The following is a 20107-nucleotide window of genomic DNA, read 5'->3' as shown; positions in this document are numbered from 1 at the left end:
GAGGCGGACGCGCCGCCGTCTCTGCCGACGGGACGATCATGTACTTCACCCCCCAGAAGCCAGAAGAGGAGGAACCCCATGGCCACCGTCACTTTCCCACCCGGATTCTACTGGGGAACGGCGACCTCATCGCACCAGATCGAGGGCCACAACACCAACAACGACTGGTGGGATTGGGAGCAACAGCCCGGGAACATCAAGAACGGCGACCGCTCCGGGGCCGCCGACGATGCCTGGAACCGTTATGTGGCCGACTTCGATCAGCTCAAGGAGCTGAATCAGAACGCCTATCGCTTCTCGGTCGAGTGGAGCCGCGTGGAACCGACGGAAGGGCAGTTCGACCGGGCCGCCCTGGACCGCTACCTCGACATGATCCGGCAGCTCAGGAAACGCGGCATCGAGCCCTTCCTGACCCTCCATCACTTCACCAACCCAAAGTGGATCGCCGCTCGCGGCAGCTGGGAGAACGAGCAGACACCGGCCGCTTTCGAGGGTTATGTCAAGGCTGTCGTCGAGCACCTGGGGACCGAAGCCCCGCGCCACTGGATCACCCTGAACGAACCGATGGTCCTCATCACCATGGGCTACGTCCTCGGCGTCTGGTTGCCCAAGCGGCGCGACTTCGGTCAGGCCGGCCGGGTCTTCCTCAACCTCCTCGAGGCCCACAAACGGGCCTACAAGGTGATCAAGGCGGCCCACCCGGAGGCCCGGGTCGGGCTGGCCCACAGCATGTCACCCTTCCAGGCCTACCCAGGGATTGACCCGGAGACCGGCGCCGAGCGCGGGTCTTGGCTCAACCGGACCGCCGCCAGGCTGGTCAGCGCCACCTTCAACTGGCCCTTCCTGGAGGCCCTGCGGACCGGCCGGGAGTACATCCTGGCTTTCGGGGTCAACCGCCGCGACCCAGAGCTGGTGGGGACGCAAGACTTCATCGGCCTCAACTACTACACCCGCGGGATCATCCGCTTCAACCCCCTGCGGCCCATCGTCACCCTGGCCCCCCAGCCGCCGGCCCCCGGTGTCGAGACGACGACCATGCGTAACGAGGTCTACCCCCAGGGCATCCACCAGTGCCTGACGGAACTGTGGAAGCGTTTCAAGCCCATGCCCATCTTCATCACCGAGAACGGGGTGGCCGTGGTCGAGGACGAGCAGCGCAGCCGGTACATCCTGTCCCACCTGGCCCAGGCGCGGCGGGCGATGGACGCCGGGGTCGACGTTCGCGGCTTCTTCTACTGGTCCTCCACCGACAACTTCGAGTGGTCGGAGGGCTATACCCAACGGTTCGGTCTGATCCACGTGGACTTCGCCACCCAGGCCCGGACGGTGAGGCCCAGTGGCCGCCTCTACGGGCAGATCGCCAAGGAGAATAAGCTGCCGGGGTAGGCGGTCTGGAGGGAATGTCATGTTTGACCGAAGCGCGGTTGCTTGGGTGACCGGTTCGAGCCGAGGGGTCGGGCATGCTGTCGCTCTTGAGCTCGCCAGGAGAGGGGCGAGTGTCGCCGTGAACTGCAGGTCGTCGGTGGACGAAGCCGAGGCGGCATGCCGTGAGATCGTCCGGATTGGGCGCCGCGCAGTCCTGACCATCGGCGACGTTCGACGCGAAGAGGACGTGGACCGAATGGCAAGGGAGATCTCAGAGTCCCTGGGTCCCGTCACCCTGCTGGTTAATAACGCCGTTTTCGCTCTGCAGAAGCGGTTTCTTGAGTACACCGTCGACGAGTGGCGGTCCCAATTGGAGTACAAAGCTCTGGGCTACTTCCTGACGGCCCGGACCGTCATTCCCGGGATGGTGGAACGAAGCCAGGGGGCCATCGTCAACATCCTCTCGACGGTGGGGGAACGTGGGGGGGACGGGGAAATCGCCTACGCGGTCACCAATGGCGGAGCCATGGCCATGACCAGAGGGATGGCCGCCGAGTTCGGAAAGAGCGGGATTCGGGTCAACGGAGTCATGATGAACTGGGCTGAGAATGCCTTTCATCCGGATAGGCCGGAAGAAGCCAGGTTCCTGCCACGGTTCGCCCTTGGACGGGTCACCCGCTTGGATGAAGTGGCCAAGACCGTCGCTTTCCTTGCCTCCGAGGAAGCTTCTGGAATCACCGGGGCGATTATCCCGGTGGACGCCGGGTTCATGCTCACCTGAGGACTTCATCGCCGGGGCTTCCTGTGGTTCCTTGGACAAGATCAGGAGGCTGGCCCGCCGGGCCAGCCTCGTACGGTTTTCGGCCTTCATTCGACCTCGACATCGTCTCCACCAAGGACATCCTCAGGCTTGAGGCCGAGTCTCTGAATCGCCTCGGCCATCGTTATGGGTCGGTCGCCGGCCTCTTTGGCCTTCAGCGCTCGGGCCAGGGCCTCGGCGGCCGACCCCGCTTTGGCCACGAACTGGGCCGCCTGCCGATGCCGTCAACACGAAAGGAGCCACCCGCGTGGCTCCTTTCGGTGATCGTGCCGGCTTTCAGCGGCCGCCCTCAGTCCTCGCCCTCGACCTCGTCGTCGCCGCCCTCGCCGCCGGCGCTCTCGCCACCGCCGTGGTGGTGATGGTGGCGATGGTGTTGGTCATAAATCTTGGCCAGCGGCCCCTCTTTGGGCCCGAAGGCGTCCCAGAACTTGTCGCGGAACTCAAAGAAGGCTTCGATGGCTTCCTTCTTACGCTTGAGGTTCTCGCGGTCCCCCTTGATCTCGATGACGATCCCGTCGTCGGTCTCGCGCACGGTCACCGACTTGTGCTCCTTCTCGCCCATGGCCATACCTCCTTGGTCATCTTGTCACGGCCGGGGCCAGCAGACGCTGCCGGTCGTTCTCGTCTTCGTCAATCCTTCTTCCTCATCCTGCTCGCATGCCGGCGAATCCATTCGACGGAGCGGTCACCATGCCGTAGGGCCGCCAGCGCCGCCCCGGTCGCGCCGACGAAAGCCCAGTTGCCGACGAGGTGATGGCCACCGGTCCAGAAGACGCTGCCGGCGATAAGGAGGCTGCCGGCCAGGACCATCACGGACAGGCGCGAAGTAGCCGCTTCCTGGCGATGGTAGGCCTCGGTCATCTCCGGGGCCTCGATCCTGACCCGCAGGTCGCCCTCCTGGGCCTGCCGGAGGACCTTCTCGGCCAGCCCGGGCAGGGCCAGCAGGTTCAGCCCCAGGGCCGTCAGGCGCTGCTTGAGGGCCCCTCCGGCCTGGGCCTGGTCTTCCTCCATAAGCTCACGGGCATACGGCTCGAACAGCTTGATCAGGTTGACGTCCGGGTCGAGGCCACTGGCCAGGCCGGACAGGGTGGCGATGGCCCGCCCGAGGAAGATGAAGTTGGCCGGGATCTGGAAGGCGTGGCTCTCCATCAGGTCCTTGAGCTCGAAAAGGATGTCCTCGATGTCCAGGCCGTAGATCTCTTGAAGCGAGTTGGTCGAGAAGCGCTCGATGATCCAAGCCAGGCTGCGTCGAAGGGCGTTCATGTCGGCCGTCGGCCGGACGAACCCAAGCCCCTGGGCGGCGGCGATGATCTCCCGGACGTCGCGGGCGGCGACCCCCAGGAAGAGGCGGCGGAAGTTGTGCTTATCGGTCTCGGTGATCTGGCCGACCATCCCGAAGTCGACGAAGATGATGTTGCCGGGTTTGAGGTGGCGCCCGCCGACGGTGGTGAAGCCGTCCCGGCCGACGATGAAGACGTTCCCCGGGTGCGGGTCGGCATGGATCAACCCGTGATGGATCATCTGTTCGAGGTATGACTCGACGAGGAGCCTGACGACTTCGGTGTGGTCGATCCCGTTGGCGTCGAGGGCGGTGGTGTCGCTGACCTTGATCCCCTCGATGTACTCCAGGGTCAGGACGCGGCGGGTGGTCTGGGCCCAGTAGATCTTGGGGATGTAGACCTCTTTGAACCCCTTGAAGTTCTTCCTGAACTGCTGGGCGTTGCGGCCTTCCTGGACGTAGTCGAGTTCTTTTCGCACCGTCGAGGCGAACTCGCGGAAGACCAGGTCCAGGTCGAAACGGCGGCCCCAATCGGTCAGGCTGTCCAGCAGGTTGACCACCCGGCGCAGGGAGGCCAGGTCGATGTCGACGATCTCATCGATCCGGGGGCGCTGGACCTTGACCGCCACCCGCGTCCCGTCGTGAAGCCTGGCCTCGTGAACCTGGCCCAGGGAGGCGGCGGCCAGCGCTTTGTGGGAGAACGAGGCGAAGACCTCTTCGACCGGGTGGCCGAACTCGGCGACCACCATCGCCGCCACTTCGTTGTAGTCCTCGGCCGGCACCTCGTCTTGGAGCTTGGCCAGTTCATCGGTGTACTCCTCGGGCAGGAGGTCGACCCGGGAACTGAGGAACTGGCCGAGCTTAATGAGGAGCCCGCCCATCCGGATGGCCGTCTCGCGGAACCGCGCGGCTTGCCGGCGGAGCATCGCCGCGTGCCGGCGCTCGACGAAACCATGGCCGAACAGCCGGCGTTGGACCTTCTCGAGGGCGAAGTCGCTGTAAATTGAGAGGAAGAGCCGCATCACGGCCCAGTAACGAGCCCGCCGGTTGAGCCGGCGGTCGACGGACTCGAGGGTGGGAGCGGGAGACAGTGGGGGCAGGGTTGGATCGTTCGTCATCGTTCGGGTTTCTCCTCGCGCGGCGGCCATGGGGTCGCGATGGGCCATCTGAATTATACCCAATTATAACCACCAGGCCCTTCGCGCGGCAAGGGGCGGGCCCGTCGCCCAACATTAACTTTTCTCTCCCGTCGCCCTTGGCCGCCATTGACCAAGCCTTCGCCTGGCGCAACTGTGTGAAGTCCATTTCGCGCTTGGCAGGTAAATCAAGGTAGTTCGTAGAATCGAAATAAGAGACCAATTAGCGACACGAGTCCGTAAATCCGATCCGATGGGTTGCGAATCCAAGTTGGCATTGGATTTTCCATGCTCAGGGGTGGCGACGAAGGGAGGCCTCGGTAGCCGGAAACTCGGCGTCTTGTGGGACGGTTTCTTCGGCTTCAAGACTCGGTGTTCCAGGCCATGATCAAGCACGCTTGTGACATCAGGAGGGGAGACGTAGTGATTCGAAACAGGAGATTCTTCGCCTTGTTCAGTGTCCTCCTCGCCGCGGTGCTCCTGGTCTCCGGCTGCAGCAGCGGAAAGAAAGAAGCGACACCGAAGCAGGAAGAGAAGTTCAAGGTCGCGTTCATGTACGTGGGTCCGGTCGGGGACGCCGGGTGGACGTACGAACACGACCGCGGCCGCAAGTACCTGCAGGACAAGCTTCCCTGGGTGGAGACAAGCTCCGTTGAATCCGTCCCGGAAGGCGCCGACGCTGAACGCGTCCTGACCGAACTGGCCGAGAAGGGCAACAAGGTCATCTTCGCCACCAGCTTCGGCTACATGGACTACGTCATCAAGGTCGCCGAGAAGTACCCGAACGTCATCTTCATGCACTGCTCGGGATACAAGACGGCCAAGAACGTCGGGACATACTTCGGCCAGATCGAGCAGCCGCGGTATCTGTCGGGCATCGTGGCCGGCAAGATGACCAAGACCAACCTCATCGGCTATGTGGCCGCTCACCCGATCCCGGAAGTCATCCGCGGAGCCAACGCCTTCACCCTCGGGGTCCTCTCGGTGAACCCAAAGGCGAAGGTCAAGCTGGTCTGGACGAACACCTGGTACGACCCGGCGGCCGAGAAGGAAGCCGGCAAGAGCTTGCTGGAGATGGGCGCCGACGTCATCGCCCAGCACCAAGATACCCCCGGCCCGCAGCAGGCGGCCGAGGAAAAGGGCAAGTACGGCATTGGCTACAACTCCGACATGCGGGCCTTCGCCCCCAAGGCCAACCTGACCTCCCCCGTCTGGAACTGGGGCCCGTACTACGTCAAGACCGTCCAGGCCGTCAAGGACGGGACCTGGAAGAATGACCAGTACTGGGGCGGCATGGCCGACGGCATCGTCGACCTGGGGCCTTACGGGACCGCCGTCCCCGACGACGTGAAGACCCTGGTCGAGCAGAAGAAGCAGGACATCCTCTCCGGCAAACTGCTCGTCTTCGCCGGCCCGCTCAAGGACCAGAAGGGCACGGTCAGAGTGAAGGAAGGCGAGAAGATGAGCGACCAGGACATCCTCGGGATGAACTGGTTCGTCAAGGGTGTCGAGGGGACCATCCCCAGCCAATAGGCTGACGACAGTAGCCAGGGGCGTCGGGGCCCGTTCACGACCCGCCGCCCCTGGCTCCCTGACCATTGGGGGGCAATCATGGAAGCTGGTTCTGGCATCGTCGAGATGCGCGGCATCACCAAGCGGTTCCCCGGCGTCCTCGCCAACGACCGGGTGGACCTGGTTCTCCGGGCCGGGCAGATCCACGCCCTCCTGGGCGAGAACGGCGCCGGCAAGAGCACCCTGATGAGCATCCTCACCGGGCTCTACCGGCCGGACGAGGGCGATATTCTCATCAAGGGAAGGAAGGCCGTCCTGCGGTCGCCGGGCGAGGCTTTCGACCACGGCATCGGCATGGTTCACCAGCACTTCCGGCTGGTGCGCCCGTTCACCGTGGCCGAGAACGTTGTCCTGGGGCTGAAGTCGCACGGCTTCCTCTACCGGCAGAGGGACGTCGAAGGACAGATCGGGGAATTGTCGTCCCGGTACGGCCTGCGGGTCGACCCGACGGCCAAGGTCTGGCAGTTGTCCGTGGGCGAGCAGCAGCGGGTCGAGATCCTGAAGGTCCTCTTCCGCGGGGCCGAGGTCCTCATCCTCGACGAACCGACGGCGGTCCTGACTCCCCAGGAGGCCAAGGACCTCTACCGGACCCTCCGTCAAATGGCCGACCAGGGACACGTGGTCGTCTTCATCACCCACAAGCTCGAGGAAGTGATGGACGCGGCCGACGTGATCACCGTCCTGCGCGGCGGTCGCAACGTCGCCACGGTCGCCAAGACCGACACCGATCAGCGCCGACTGGCCAGGATGATGGTGGGGCGTGAGGTTTTCCTCCACCAGGAGAAGGCCCCGGTCCAGGTCGGCCGGACGGTCCTCGAGTTGTGCGAGATAGATGCCCTGAGCGATAAGGGCCGCCCAGCCCTGCGGGACCTGTCCCTGACGGTCCGGTCCGGGGAGATCCTCGGGCTGGCCGGCGTGGCCGGCAACGGCCAGCGCGAACTGGCCGAGGTGATCACCGGGCTTCGCCGGGTCCAGAGCGGTCGGCTGCTGATCGGCGGCCGGGACCTGACCAACCGCTCACCCCGCGAGATCATCGACGCGGGTGTCAGCCACATCCCCGAAGACCGACTGGGCATGGGGCTCATCCCCGGGCTCGGTATCTGCGACAACCTGATCCTCAAGGACTACCGCTTTGCGCCGATGTCCTCCGGCCCGTTCCTCAATCACCGGGCCATCAGTGAGTACGCCGGTGAGCTGGTCAGGCGGTTCGACGTCAAGGTGGCCAACTTCGACTCTCCGGTCCGCCTGCTGTCCGGCGGCAACTTGCAGAAGCTCCTCCTGGCCCGGGAGATCTCGGCCAAGCCCAAGCTGATCGTGGCCATGCTGCCCACCCGCGGCCTCGACGTGGGGGCAACCGAGGCTATCCGCCAGATTCTGCTGGCCCAACGGGCCGGCGGAGCGGCCATCCTGATGGTCTCCGAGGACCTTGATGAGGTCCTCAGCCTGTCCGACCGGGTGGCGGTGATCAATGAGGGCCGGATCATGGGCGAGATGCCGGCCGAGCAAGCCGACATCGAAGAGATCGGCCTGTTGATGGCCGGTTCGAAGGGTGAGGGAGGGCGGAGAGGATGAGAGGCCCGGGGTTCGGAATCCGCTTGGAAAGGCGCCCTAGACCCTCGCCGGTGCTGGCCTTCATGGTCCCGGTGATGTCCGTCGTCCTGGCCCTTGTCCTCGGGGCGGTCTTCCTGTCGTTGACCGGGTACAGCCCGGCCAAGGTCTACTCGATCATGTTCGACGGGGCCTTCGGCAGCAAGTACGGCGTCTCCGAGACGGTTGTCAAGGCCATCCCGCTGATGCTCGCCGGCCTGGGCGTCTCCCTGGCCTTCAGGATGCTGCTCTGGAACATCGGCGCCGAAGGGCAGCTGTATATGGGCGCCTTCGCCGCCAGTTGGGTGGCCCTCAGTTTCCCCGGGCTTCCTAAGCCGGTCCTGTTGACGGCGATGTTCCTGGCCGGCTTCGCCGTCGGGGCCCTCTGGGGACTGCTACCGGCACTGCCCCGGGCCTTCCTCGGGGTCAATGAGATCATCACCAGCCTGATGCTGAACTACGTGGCCCTCTACTGGGTGGACTACCTCGTCTACGGCCCCTGGAAGGACCCGAAAGGCTACAACTTCCCGCTGACCCCGCCCTTCAGCCCCTCGGCCCAATTACCGACCCTCGGCAACACTCGGGTCCACCTGGGTCTCGTCTTCGGCCTCATCGGCGCGGCGGTGATTTGGTTGATCCTCCGCCGGCTCAAATGGGGTTACGAGATCCGGGTCATCGGCGAATCCACTCCGGCGGCCCGCTACGCCGGGATGAACATCCCGCGGAACATCCTCCTGGTGATGATGATCAGCGGCGGGTTGGCCGGACTGGCCGGCATGTCCGAGGTCAGCGGCATCACCCACCGCCTGCAGCACGGAATCTCCCCCGGCTACGGTTACACGGCGATCATCATCGCCTGGTTGTCCAAGCTCAATCCGGTCGCCATCGTCGGGGTCTCGTTCCTCTTTAGCGGCCTGCTCGTCGGCGGCTACTCCATCCAGTCCAGCGGGCTCCCCGCGGCCACCGTTTCCATGCTTCAGGGGGCCATCCTCTTCTTCGTCCTGGGGGGAGACATCCTGATCAACTATCGGCTCAGGTTCAGGTCCGGCGGGGCCGGGGGCCAGTCAAAGGGCAAGGCCGCCCCGGCCGCGCCCTCGGCGGCGGGACCGGCCGGCGGAACGGGGGAGTGAGCGATGGACCAGGCCTTGTGGATCTCAATCCTGGCGGCCGCGATCACGGCCGGCACGCCAATCCTCTACGCCGCCCTCGGCGAAGTGCTCGCCCAGCGGTCCGGGGTGATGAACCTCGGGGTCGAGGGGATGATGCTGATCGGGGCGGTCACCGGGTTCACCTTCACGGTCAAGATGGGTAGCCCCTGGGTGGGACTCCTGGCGGCGATGGGGGCGGCCGGCGTCCTCGCTCTGGTCCACGCCTTCCTGACCATCAGCCTGCGGGCCAACCAGGTGGTCAGCGGCTTGGCCCTGACCATCTTCGGCACCGGCCTGTCCGGCTATCTGGGCAAGTCGATGATCGGCATCCCGGCCCCGGCCACCTTCAAGCAATGGCTCTTCCCGGGGCTTGGGAAGCTGCCGGTGCTCGGACCGATCCTTTTCAACCAGGACTCGCTGGTCTACATCACCTACATCCTGGTGCCTCTGCTCTGGTTCTTCGTCTATCGGACCAAGCCTGGGCTGCACCTGAGGTCGACCGGGGAGAACCCGGCGGCGGCCGATGCCGTCGGGGTCAACATCTTCGCCACCCGTTACGTCTACGTGGTCGTTGGCGGGATGCTCTCCGGCGTCGCCGGCGCCTATCTCTCGCTGGCCTATGCCCCGAGCTGGCTGGAGAACATGACCGCGGGGCGCGGCTGGATCGCCATCGCCCTGGTCATCTTCGCCATGTGGGACCCCCTCCGGGCGATGGCCGGGGCCTACATCTTCGGCGGCGTCGACGCCCTGACGTTCCGCCTCCAGGCCCTGGGCGTGGTCATCCCGTCCTTCTTCCTGAAGATGCTGCCTTACCTCTTCACCATCATCGTTCTGGTCATCGCCACCAGGGAGACCGTCTCCCGAAAGTCGGCCTCGCCGGAGGCCTTGGGGCTGGCCTACGACCGAGAAGGCCGCTGAGGAAGGCCTCGCCGACCCACACACCGCCTGAAGCGCCCGGCCGCGCCCAGCCCAGTTGGCGGCCGGGCGTCGCTGTCTCGCCCTCCGTGCCCGCCATTGGGCCGCTGTCGCCCGCGACCGTTCTGGGTGGCCATCTGGGCGGCCATCTTGTCCCGCGGCCGCCACAGTGCTAAAATAAGGGATGTCTTTCATATTCCCATCACACCCGGATTGCGTCGCCGCCTAATCCCGGGATTGTGGAGGTTAGACTCATGGCCAACAGTCAGGCCGGCACGGCCCCGACAAGTTCCATCGCTCTATGGGCTCGCGCCATGCGGGCTCCATTCTTCACCGCCTCAGCGACCCCGGTCTTCATCGGGACGGCGGCCGCCTGGGCCATCGCCGGCCGGTTCGACCTCGTCCTCTTCCTCTTGGCCACCCTGGGTTCGATGCTGGCCCACGCCGGGGCCAACCTGTCCAACGACTTCTTCGATACGGAGAGCGGCGACGATCGGGTCAATCGCTTCCGGACCCCCTTCAATGGGGGCACGGGGGTGATCGTGGAAGGCAGCCTGACGAGCAAGCAGGTCTACCGGGCGGCCCTCGGATGCTTCGCCATCGGTGCCCTGATCGGGGTCTACCTCGCCTGGCGGAGCGGGTCGGCGGTCATCGCCCTGATGCTCCTGGGCTTCCTCTGCGGGTACTTCTACACCGCCGGACCGATCCGGGCGGCCTACCGCGGTTTCGGTGAGATCGTCCTCGGCTTCGCCTTCGGCCCCCTCATCGGCCTCGGCGCCTGGTTCGTCCAGACGCAGCGGCTGGACGTTGTCGGTTTGATCGTTTCCGTGCCCGTCGGCCTCCTGGTGACGGCCATCCTCTACGCCAACCAGTTCCCCGATTATGAGGCGGACGGTGCGGCCCACAAGCGCAACCTGGTCGTCCGGTTGGGTACCCGGAGGGCGGTCTACGGCTACTACGGCTTGATGGCCCTGAATTACCTGTCGATCCTGGCCATGCCCCTGTGGCCTGGCCTGCCGATGACCGTCTGGCTCGGCCTCCTGACCATCCCGATGGCCATCAAAGCCTCGGCCATTCTGGGGGCGCATCACGATCAGCCGCCGGCCCTGGTCCCGGCCCAAGCCTTGACCATCGGGGCCCATCTGCTCACCGGCCTTCTGATCACGGCCGGACTACTCATCAACCGCGGGGTGATTCGGTGAAAGAGGCCCTCGAGGCCCGGCAGGGCAAGGAGCTTTATGTCCACAATCTCTTCGCGGCCATCGCCCACCACTACGATGTGATGAACATGGTCATGAGCGCGGGGATGTTGCGCCTGTGGCAGCGGGCCTTCGCCGCCAGGACGGGCCTTCAACCCGGCGGTCGGGCGCTGGACGTGTGCGCCGGCACGGCCGAGCTGTCGCTGGTCATGGCCAGGCAGGTCGGCTCAGGCGGGCAGGTCACTGGGATCGACTTCTCCCCGGAAATGCTCGAGGTCGGACGGGCCAAGGCCCAGGCGGCCCGGGCCGGGGTCTCGGGTCTGGCGCCCATCGAGCTCGTCGAAGGGGACGCCCTGGCCCTGCCCTTCGCGGCCGACCGCTTCGACTGCGCCGCCACGGGGTTCGCCCTGCGGAACGTGAAGGACGTCCCGGGGGCCGTGGCCGAGATGGTCAGGGTCGTCAGGCCGGGGGGCCGGGTGGTCTCCCTGGAACTCTCCAAGCCGCTCAACCCGTTCATTCGTGAACCATACTACCTATACTTCTACCACGTGGTCCCGATCCTCGGTTGGATCATCGACCCCAAGACCGAGCGGCGCCTCAGGGCCTATGGCTGGCTGCCCAAGTCCCTGATCCCCTTCCCGACCCAGGATGGCCTGGCCGACATCTTCCGCCGGGCGGGGCTGGTCGACGTGGGATACCGTGGCTTGACCGGCGGCATCGTCAGCGTCCACTGGGGGACCAAGCCGAGCTGACAGAGCGTCGGGGGCCCGCCTAACCCGGAACCAAGCCGCGCTCCGCGGGCCAGCCTCCCGCCGGGCGCGGCTCTTCTCATGGCCGGAGCCGGCGGCCGACCCGTTTTCCCAGGGTCAGTCGGCGCCGGACGGCGACTTGGGGAAAACTAACACCGCTGCCGGGGCTGCCCTGGCCTAAGTCAACAAAAACAGGTCACTAAGAAAAATAAATCACAAAGTAAACCGCAAAATGCAGGAATGACTGGCCCAGCGCAGAAGGCAAAACCGTCTTTTCCATCCCTCTATTACCGGACCTCTAGATGACCTAGATGCAATACGGTGCGGAAAGGTGGGCTCCAAGAGCGGTGAGCCTGGTTTCCGTCGGACTCAATCACCATACGGCCCCAGTCGAACTGCGGGAACGGCTGGCCTTTGCCGATCCCGGCCTGGCTTCCGCCGCCCTGACCAAGCTCGCCGGGGTGGAGGAGGGCGTGGTCGTTTCGACCTGCAACCGGGCCGAGGTCTTCGCCATGGTCCAGGCCGATGACGCGGAGGGCCTCGTGGCCGGCTTCGTCTCGGCCCACCACGGCGTCCCGAAGGACGCCTTCGCCGACCATCTCTACGTCCACTACGAACTCGAGGCCGCCCGCCACCTCTTCACCGTGGCCACCGGACTGGACTCGATGATCCTCGGCGAGACCCAGATCCTCGGGCAGGTCAAGGACTGCTACTTGGCGGCCAAGGAGCGCGGGGCGACCGGGAAGGTCCTGTCGGAGCTGTTCGAGCGGGCCCTCCGGACGGGCAAGCGGGGGCATGCCGAGACGGTCATCAGCCAGAACGCCGTCTCGGTCGGGTATGCCGCAGTGGAGCTGGCCCGCAAGGTCTTCCGCAGCCTCGAGGGTCGGCGGACGCTGATCATCGGGGCCGGCCAGATGAGCGAGTTGGTGGCCAAGCACCTGGAGGCCGGCGGCCTTAACCACGTGGTCGTGGCCAACCGGACCCGCGAGCGCGCGGAGGAGATGGCCGCCCGCTTCGGCGGCCGGGCCGTCCCCTTCGATCAGGTCCCGGCCGAACTGGTCCAGGCCGACGTGGTCATCAGTTCGACCAGCGCCCCCGGATTTGTCCTGACCACCGAGGCCGTCCGCGCCGCCATGCGCTCGCGGCGGGCCCGGCCGCTCTTCCTCATCGACATCGCCGTCCCCAGGGACATCGACCCCGCCTGCCACGGCGTGGAGAACGTCTTCCTGTACGACATCGACGACCTGCAGGCGGTGGTCGAGGCCAACCTCGAAGACCGTAAGCGCGAGGTCGGCAAGGTCCAGCGGATCATCGAGGAAGAGCTGAAATCCTTCGGGACCTGGCTCAGTTCGCTCGACGCCATCCCGGTCATCCGCTCGCTGCGGGACAAGGCCGAGGGTATCCGCCGGGTCGAACTGGAACGCGCCTTGGCGCGGCTGCCCGAGCTCACTGAGAAGGAGCGGGGCGTGGTCGAGGCGATGTCGTCCCTCATCGTCAACAAGCTCCTCAATGACCCGACCCTGAAGCTCAAGGAGCTGGCGGCCTCCGACGACGGACGGACCTATCTGAGGGCCGCCCGTGAGCTCTTCAACCTGAAGTTGGGTGGGGAGGGGGAGCGCCGATGACCCAGGCCAGCGGCGGACTATACGTCCTGACCCTGATCCTCTACGCCGCCTCGGCGGCGACCTACTTCGGGTTCCTCTACTGGCGGCATTGGGAGCGCGCCGCCGCCTGGACCGGACGTCTGGCCCTGACCGTTCACACCCTGACCATTGCCGCGCGGGTGGCCGAGTCGGGCCGTCCGCCCTTCGTCTACCTCTTTGAGGCGACCCTCTTTTTCACCTGGCTGCTGATGCTGAACTACACCCTCCTCGAGGCGATCCTCGGGTTGAAGGTGGCCGGCGTCTTCGTCACTCCCGTGACCTTCATCCTCCTCTTCGCCGCCGCGGCGATGCCCAAGGAAGCGGCGGCCTTCGACCCGACGCTTTCCGGGGCCTGGGTCGCGGTCCACTTGTCTCTGTCCATCCTGGCCTATGCCGCCTTCACGATGGCCTTCGTCCTGACCCTGATGTATCTGCTCCAGGAGCGGCAGCTCAGAGCCAAGGCCTTCCGGCTGATCTTCCGCCGCCTGCCCTCCCTGGAGATCCTCGACACCTGGAGCCATCGGCTGATCGACGTCGGCTTCGCCCTCCTGACCCTCGGGATCATCAGCGGTTCCATCTGGGCCGGTTATGCCTGGGGCAGTCATTGGTCGTGGGATCCCAAGGAGACCTTCTCCATCCTCACCTGGGCGCTCTACGGCGTCTACCTGATCCTACGTGCTCGCTTCGGCTGGAACGGGCGGAAGGCGGCCTACCTGTCCCTCGCCGCCTACGCCATGGTCCTGGCCAATTTCTTCGTCGTGAACCTCTTCTTGAACAGCTTGCACCGGAGGCTCTAAATATCATGCCTGCATACTACCCCATCAGCCTGAACCTGACCGGGCGGCCGTGCCTCGTCGTCGGCGGCGGCTCCGTCGCCGCCCGCAAGACGGCCTCCCTGCTCGAGGCCGGCGCGAAGGTCACCGTGGTGGCCCCGGACATCGGCCCGCCCTTGGACGAGATGGCCGCCGCCGGCCTGGTCGTCCTGCGCCGCCGCCCTTTTGACCGGTCCGACCTGGAGGGCTGCGACCTGGTGGTGGCGGCCACCGACGACCCGGCCGTCAACCAGACCGTTTCCACCGAGGCTCGGGGGCGTAGGGTCCTGGTCAACGTGGTCGACGACCCGGAGCGATCCGACTACATTGTCCCGGCCGTCGTCCGGCGCGGCGCCCTCTGCTTGGCGGTGACCACCGACGGCTACAGCCCGGCCCTGGCGAAGCGGATCCGCGACCGCCTGGCGTCCGAGTTCGGCCCAGAGTACGGGCAGTTTCTGGATTGGCTGGGAGAAACCCGGGAGAAGATAAAACGAGAAGAGCCTGATGAGACCCGTCGCAAGGCCCTCTTTGAGGCTCTGGTGGACTCGAACGTGCTGGCCAAGCTAAGGGACGGCCGGGCCAAGGCCGCCCGCGACGAGTTCGACCGGCTCCTTCGAGAGCGACCGAGGAGCGATCAATGAACCAAGAGAATATGAGACCGGGGTCCGGCCGAATGGGAGGGGTCCATGGGCTCCCGGCCGTCGTCCGCGTCGGATCCAGGGAAAGCGCCCTGGCCATCAAGCAGACCGAGTGGGTCGTCGCCCGACTACAAGGACGTCACCCCGGGCTGCGTTGCGAGATCGTCGGCATCAAGACGAAAGGGGACAGGATTCTCGACGTCTCCCTGAGCAAGATCGGTGGTCGCGGGCTGTTCACCAAGGAGATCGAAGCTGCCCTGGTCGAGGGTCGGATCGATCTGGCCGTCCACAGCCTCAAGGACATGCCGACGGTCCTTCCCGCTGGGTTGGTCATCGCCGCTGTCACTGAGCGCGAGGACCCCCGCGACGTGCTCGTCGGCCGGCGCGGCCTGACCCTGGCCACCCTGCCGCGCTCGGCCAAGGTCGGGACCTCCAGCCTTAGGCGGGCGGCCCAACTCAAGCACTACCGCCCCGACCTGCAGATCGTCCCCATCCGCGGGAATCTGGCCACCAGGCTTCGGAAGATGGACGAGGAAGGCCTCGACGCGATTGTCCTGGCGGCGGCCGGCCTGCGCCGCTTGGGGCTCGATGATCAGATCACCGACTACCTCCCGGAATCCGTCTGTCTGCCGGCCGTGGGTCAAGGCGCGCTGGCCATCGAAGCCCGCGAGGGCGACCGGGTGGTTGCCGACATCGTCGGCCCGCTGAACGACGCGGCCACGGCCGCGTCGGTCGCCGCCGAGCGGGGGTTCCTGCGCCGCCTTGGTGGCGGCTGCCAGGTCCCCATCGGCGCCCTCGGCCAATACAGCGACGGAAGGGTCCACCTGGCCGGGGTGGTGGCCGACCCCGAGGGCGTGGAGGCCGTCCGCGGCGAACTGGAGGGCCCGGCCGACGAGGCCGAGGCCATCGGGGCCAAGCTGGCCGGAGAACTGCTGGCCAACGGGGCCCGGGGGATCCTGGCCCGGGTCGAGGCGGCCGCGCCGGCCGAGGTCGTCGCTTCCGAGAACGAACCACCGTCTGAGCCGCCCGCCATGGCCGGCGCCCGTTCCGAGGCGTCCGGTTCTCCGGGGGCTGGTCACGGCCGCGTCTTTTTGATCGGGGCGGGTCCCGGCGACCCGGGCCTGCTGACCATCAAGGGTCGGGACTGCCTGGCCCGGGCCGACGTGGTCGTCTACGACCGCCTGGTCAACCCGCGGCTACTGGCCCACTGCCGCCCCGACGCCGAACTCATCTACGTGGGCAAGGGCCCCGACCGGCACACCATGAGGCAGGACGAGATCAACCAGGTCCTCGTGGAGAAGGCCGCCGCCGGCCTGACCGTGGCCCGCCTGAAGGGCGGCGACCCGTTCGTCTTCGGGCGCGGCGGGGAGGAGGCCGAGGCTCTTCTCGAGCATGGCCTGCCCTTCGAAGTCATCCCCGGAGTGACGTCGGCCGTGGCCGCCCCGGCCTACGCCGGCATCCCGGTCACCCACCGCGACTTCACCTCATCAGTGACCATCGTCACCGGTCACGAGGACCCCGAGAAAGAAGCGACCAACATCGACTGGGCGTCTTTAGGAGCGGGAACCGGCACCCTGATCTTCCTGATGGGCACCAGGAACCTGCCTCTCATCGCCCAGAACCTGGCGGCCAACGGCCGTCCTCCGGAGACGCCCACCGCGGTCATCCATTGGGGGACCTTCCCGCGCCAGCGGACGGTGGTCGCCCCCCTGAAGGACATCGCCCACCAGGCCGACCTGGCCGGGATCACCAACCCGGCGGTGGTCCTCGTCGGAAGGGTCGCCGGTCTGCGGGAGCGCCTGGCCTGGTTTGAGAACCGGCCGCTGTTCGGCCGCCGCGTCCTGACCACTCGGACGCGGGTCCAAGCCGGTGACTTGACCGAGGCCCTGACCGACCTCGGGGCCGAGGTCGTCGAATACCCGCTGATCGCCATCGTTCCCCCCACTGACTATCAGCCCCTCGATCGAGCCATCGCGGCGGTCGAGGGGGGGCTCTTTGACTGGTTGGTCTTCACCAGCCAGAACGGAGTCGACGGCTTCTTCGCGCGCCTGGCCGAGACCGGCCGGGACGTCCGCCTGTTGCACCAGGTCAGGCTGTGCGCCGTCGGACCGGCCACCGGCGAAGCCCTGTCCCGACGCAGCCTCGTCGTCGACCTCATCCCGCCCGAGTTCAACGCCGACGGCGTCCTCGCCGCCCTGCTCGAGACGACCGTCGAGGGTCAGCGGGTCCTGGTCGTTCGGGCCGAGGAGGGCCGGGAGGTCCTCATCGACGGGCTCATCCGAGCCGGGCGCGAGGTGGTCGCGGCGGCCGCCTACCGGAACGTGCCGGCGGGGTCGGCGCCGGGCACCCTGCCCCGGTGGCTGGAGCCCCTGCCCGACTTGCTCCGCCACGACCCGCCCGACCTGGTCACCTTCAGCAGCTCCTCGACGGTCAAGAACTTCATCGCCCTGCTGCCCCCGCGGGACCTGATGGCCCTGATGTCGGGTATCGCCGTGGCCTGCATCGGCCCACAGACGGCGCAGACCGCGGCCGCTTTCGGGCTTCGGGTGGACGCCATGCCGCCCAGGTCCACGATTCCCGACCTAGTCAAGGCGGTGCTCGAGTACTTCCGGCGGGCCGGCCCGGCGGCGGCCGCCTCCCCGGCCGGAACGCCGCGTTCCACCTCCGCACCGCGAAAGGAGTGACCGCGATGGCTTTTCCCATCACCAGGATGCGTCGCCTTCGGCAAAGCGGGGTGATCCGCCGGATGGTCAGGGAGACCTCCCTGGCCGTCGACGACCTCATCTACCCGCTCTTTGTCACCCATGGCCGGGGGGTCCGCCGGGAGATCCCGTCCATGCCCGGGGTTTTCCAGCTGTCCGTCGACGAACTGGCCGGCGAGCTTGGCGACGTGACCGCCCTCGGGATCCCGGCGATCATCCTCTTCGGCCTGCCCGAGAGCAAGGACGCCATCGGCTCAGAGGCCTACGACGACGATGGCATCGTCCAGCGGGCTATCAGGGCGGCCAAGGACCGCTTCCCCGAACTGGTCGTGGTCACCGATGTCTGCCTATGTGAGTACACCGACCACGGCCACTGCGGGATCATCCAGGGTGAGAAGGTCCTCAACGACCCCTCCCTGGAGCTCCTGGCGAAGACGGCGCTCTCCCACGCGGTCGCCGGGGCCGACATCGTCGCCCCGTCGGACATGATGGACGGTCGGGTCGCCGCCATCCGCAAGACCCTCGACGAGGAGGGCTACGAGAGCACGGTCATCATGGCCTACTCGGCCAAGTACGCCTCGGCCTTCTATGGTCCGTTCCGGGAGGCGGCCGAGTCGGCTCCGAAGTTCGGTGACCGGCAGGCCTACCAGATGGACCCGGCCAACGTCCGGGAGGCCCTCCGGGAGGTGGCCCTGGACATCGATGAAGGGGCCGACATCGTCATGGTCAAGCCGGCCCTGGCTTATCTGGACGTCGTCCGGGCCGTCCGGGAGCGTTTCGATCTGCCCCTGGCGACCTACAATGTCAGCGGCGAGTACGCGATGGTCAAGGCGGCCGCCCAGCGCGGGTGGATCGACGAGCGAAGGGTGGTCACCGAGCTCCTGACCGCCATGCGGCGGGCCGGGGCCGACCTCATCCTGACCTATTTCGCCAAGGACGTCGCCCGCTGGCTCCGGGGGTGAAGGGCTGGGCCGGGGGTTGCGGGAACAAACCCAAACCCAGCCCCGGCGGCCCAGACTGGCGAGATTGCGAAAATCGGAGCAAGGGAAGGAAAAATCATCAATTGTAGCGAAAAGACTGAGGGGAAGACGGAAGAATCAAACAGTTCTGTCGAATATGATCAGGCTGTGGAGCCTGTGATCAATCTGGACGACCTGGATGACCTCGACCGCCGCCTCCTGACCGAGGTCCAAGAGGGCCTGCCCTTAACTCGGGAGCCCTTCGGCGACCTATCCCGGAAGCTGGGCCGCCCGGCGCCCGAGATCCTGGAGCGGCTGCGCCGCCTGAAGGATGGTGGGCTGGTCCGGCGCTTCGGCGGCGTCTTCGACACGCGGGCCCTGGGCTTCGCCAGCGTCCTGATGGCCGCCTCGGTCCCGCCGAGGAACCTTGAACGGGTGGCGGCCGTAGTCAATGAGTGCCCGGGAGTCACCCACAACTACGCCCGCGAGGGAGAGGCCTACAACCTCTGGTTCACCCTCTCCGCCCCGACCCCGTCGGACCTCGACGCGGCGGTGGCCGACCTGTCCGGGCGGACGGGGATCGATCGGTGGCTGCGACTCCCGGCCGAGAAGGTCTACAAGATCGGGGTCAAGCTCGACCTGACTGCCTCGGAGGGGGTCCGTGGTCGACTTTTCCAGGCGAAAGAGGCGTTCGGAGCAGGAGCCGAGGCGGGTAGCGGCGAAAAAACCCAGGGCATTCGGGGTCCCTGCGGGCTTGACCGCCGGATCATCGCCGCCCTCCAGGGCGACATCCCGTTGGTCCCACGGCCGTTCGACGCCATCGCCGAGTCCCTCGGGCTCGATCCGGAGGTGATCATCGAGAGGCTTCGGCGCTTTGGCGGCCGCGGTTGGCTCAGACGGGTCGCCGCCACCCTGTACCACCGGCGGGCGGGCTTCGTCGCCAACGCCATGGCCGTCTGGCAGGTCGACCCCGCCGCCGCCGACCAGGCCGGCCGGGTCCTCGCCGCCTTCCCGCAGGTGAGCCACTGCTATCTGCGGCCGCCGGGGCGGTCGTGGCCGTACAACCTGTATGCCATGATCCACGGCCGGACGGCGGAGGAGTGCCGGAGGGCGGCGGCCGAGATGACCGCCGCCATCGTCCCGCTTGATCACCGGTTGCTCTTCAGCACGAGGGAGTTCAAAAAGACCAGCCCGGTCTACTACGCCGAGGCAAGAGAGCACCAAAAGGAGGGGGGAGAGACGTGAGAAGGTTGAAGGCCCCAGAAGTGGTTGTCCGCCGCCTGGCCCTTTATCTCCGGCTTCTGCAAGGCTTAGGTGATGACGGGGGCGAACGCTTCATCTCCTCGAAGGAGCTCGGCGACAAGGCCGGCGTCAACTCGGCCCAGGTTCGCAAGGACCTCGCCCTCTTCGGCGAGTTCGGCAAGCAAGGGGTCGGCTACGAAGTCGGCTACCTGCGCGAGGAACTGCGCTCAATCCTCAACGCCAACCGCACCGTGAACATCTGCCTGGTCGGCGCCGGCGAACTCGGGACGGCCATCTCCCGTTACAACCTGCGGCGGTTCTCTCGCGAGAAGAACTACCCG

18 protein-coding genes are annotated in these 20107 nt (G+C 66.5%); 15 read left to right on the top strand and 3 right to left on the bottom strand.

The window, feature by feature from the left end:
• The first annotated feature begins 78 nt into the window (after nt 1–78).
• Nucleotides 79–1386 carry a family 1 glycosylhydrolase gene (locus VGL40_10300; GenBank protein HEY3315648.1) on the top strand — a complete coding sequence of 436 codons (1308 nt, stop codon included), beginning with the start codon at nt 79–81 and terminating at the stop codon, nt 1384–1386.
• A gap of 19 nt (nt 1387–1405) precedes the next feature.
• Nucleotides 1406–2146 carry an SDR family oxidoreductase gene (locus VGL40_10295; GenBank protein HEY3315647.1) on the top strand — a complete coding sequence of 247 codons (741 nt, stop codon included), beginning with the start codon at nt 1406–1408 and terminating at the stop codon, nt 2144–2146.
• Between the two features lie 86 nt (nt 2147–2232).
• Here the strand turns inward: VGL40_10295 and VGL40_10290 are convergent, their stop codons facing one another.
• The 3 genes from VGL40_10290 to VGL40_10280 all read right to left on the bottom strand — a co-directional run bounded on the left by VGL40_10290 (nt 2233) and on the right by VGL40_10280 (nt 4582).
• Nucleotides 2233–2385 carry a hypothetical protein gene (locus VGL40_10290; protein HEY3315646.1) on the bottom strand — a complete coding sequence of 51 codons (153 nt, stop codon included), beginning with the start codon at nt 2383–2385 and terminating at the stop codon, nt 2233–2235.
• 89 nt (nt 2386–2474) lie between these two features.
• Nucleotides 2475–2747 carry a hypothetical protein gene (locus VGL40_10285; protein HEY3315645.1) on the bottom strand — a complete coding sequence of 91 codons (273 nt, stop codon included), beginning with the start codon at nt 2745–2747 and terminating at the stop codon, nt 2475–2477.
• Between the two features lie 68 nt (nt 2748–2815).
• Nucleotides 2816–4582 carry an AarF/ABC1/UbiB kinase family protein gene (locus VGL40_10280; protein HEY3315644.1) on the bottom strand — a complete coding sequence of 589 codons (1767 nt, stop codon included), beginning with the start codon at nt 4580–4582 and terminating at the stop codon, nt 2816–2818.
• Between the two features lie 468 nt (nt 4583–5050).
• On the opposite strand from VGL40_10280, the gene VGL40_10275 reads away from it, so the two are divergent.
• The 13 genes from VGL40_10275 to VGL40_10215 form a co-directional block, all read left to right on the top strand.
• Complete coding sequence (locus VGL40_10275; GenBank protein ID HEY3315643.1) at nt 5051–6133, top strand: BMP family ABC transporter substrate-binding protein; 1083 nt, start codon at nt 5051–5053, stop codon at nt 6131–6133.
• Nucleotides 6134–6211: 78 nt separating this feature from the next.
• Complete coding sequence (locus tag VGL40_10270) at nt 6212–7744, top strand: ABC transporter ATP-binding protein (GenBank protein HEY3315642.1); 1533 nt, start codon at nt 6212–6214, stop codon at nt 7742–7744.
• The gene (locus tag VGL40_10265) at nt 7741–8889 is read left to right on the top strand and encodes an ABC transporter permease (GenBank protein ID HEY3315641.1); all 1149 of its coding nucleotides are present in this window, start codon (nt 7741–7743) and stop codon (nt 8887–8889) included. Before VGL40_10270 ends, VGL40_10265 begins: the two co-directional genes overlap by 4 nt.
• Before the next feature lie 3 nt (nt 8890–8892).
• Entirely contained in the window at nt 8893–9825 is a 933-nt protein-coding gene (locus tag VGL40_10260) for an ABC transporter permease (protein HEY3315640.1), read from the top strand.
• Between the two features lie 251 nt (nt 9826–10076).
• On the top strand, nt 10077–11024 hold the full coding sequence (gene menA / locus VGL40_10255; GenBank protein HEY3315639.1) for a 1,4-dihydroxy-2-naphthoate octaprenyltransferase: 948 nt from the start codon (nt 10077–10079) through the stop codon (nt 11022–11024).
• The gene (locus tag VGL40_10250) at nt 11021–11773 is read left to right on the top strand and encodes a ubiquinone/menaquinone biosynthesis methyltransferase (protein HEY3315638.1); all 753 of its coding nucleotides are present in this window, start codon (nt 11021–11023) and stop codon (nt 11771–11773) included. The genes menA and VGL40_10250 overlap by 4 nt, the downstream gene beginning before the upstream one ends.
• A gap of 344 nt (nt 11774–12117) precedes the next feature.
• Nucleotides 12118–13395, top strand: coding sequence for a glutamyl-tRNA reductase (gene hemA, locus VGL40_10245; protein ID HEY3315637.1), 1278 nt, complete (start codon nt 12118–12120; stop codon nt 13393–13395).
• Nucleotides 13392–14210, top strand: a complete 819-nt coding sequence (gene ccsB, locus VGL40_10240; GenBank protein HEY3315636.1) for a c-type cytochrome biogenesis protein CcsB — start codon at nt 13392–13394, stop codon at nt 14208–14210. Before hemA ends, ccsB begins: the two co-directional genes overlap by 4 nt.
• Nucleotides 14211–14215: 5 nt before the next feature.
• Nucleotides 14216–14866, top strand: a complete 651-nt coding sequence (locus VGL40_10235) for a bifunctional precorrin-2 dehydrogenase/sirohydrochlorin ferrochelatase (protein HEY3315635.1) — start codon at nt 14216–14218, stop codon at nt 14864–14866.
• Between the two features lie 32 nt (nt 14867–14898).
• Complete coding sequence (gene hemC / locus VGL40_10230) at nt 14899–17547, top strand: hydroxymethylbilane synthase (protein ID HEY3315634.1); 2649 nt, start codon at nt 14899–14901, stop codon at nt 17545–17547.
• A gap of 5 nt (nt 17548–17552) precedes the next feature.
• Entirely contained in the window at nt 17553–18527 is a 975-nt protein-coding gene (hemB, locus tag VGL40_10225) for a porphobilinogen synthase (protein HEY3315633.1), read from the top strand.
• 174 nt (nt 18528–18701) lie between these two features.
• Nucleotides 18702–19769 carry an AsnC family transcriptional regulator gene (locus tag VGL40_10220; GenBank protein ID HEY3315632.1) on the top strand — a complete coding sequence of 356 codons (1068 nt, stop codon included), beginning with the start codon at nt 18702–18704 and terminating at the stop codon, nt 19767–19769.
• On the top strand, nt 19766–20107 hold a 342-nt coding region (locus tag VGL40_10215), incomplete at its 3' end, for a redox-sensing transcriptional repressor Rex (GenBank protein HEY3315631.1). The genes VGL40_10220 and VGL40_10215, both read left to right, overlap by 4 nt.

This window comes from Bacillota bacterium, from assembly GCA_036504675.1.
GTDB lineage: Bacteria > Bacillota > Sulfobacillia > JAJYWN01 > JAJZPE01 > DASXUT01.
This window is presented reverse-complemented; position numbering and strand designations above follow the sequence as displayed.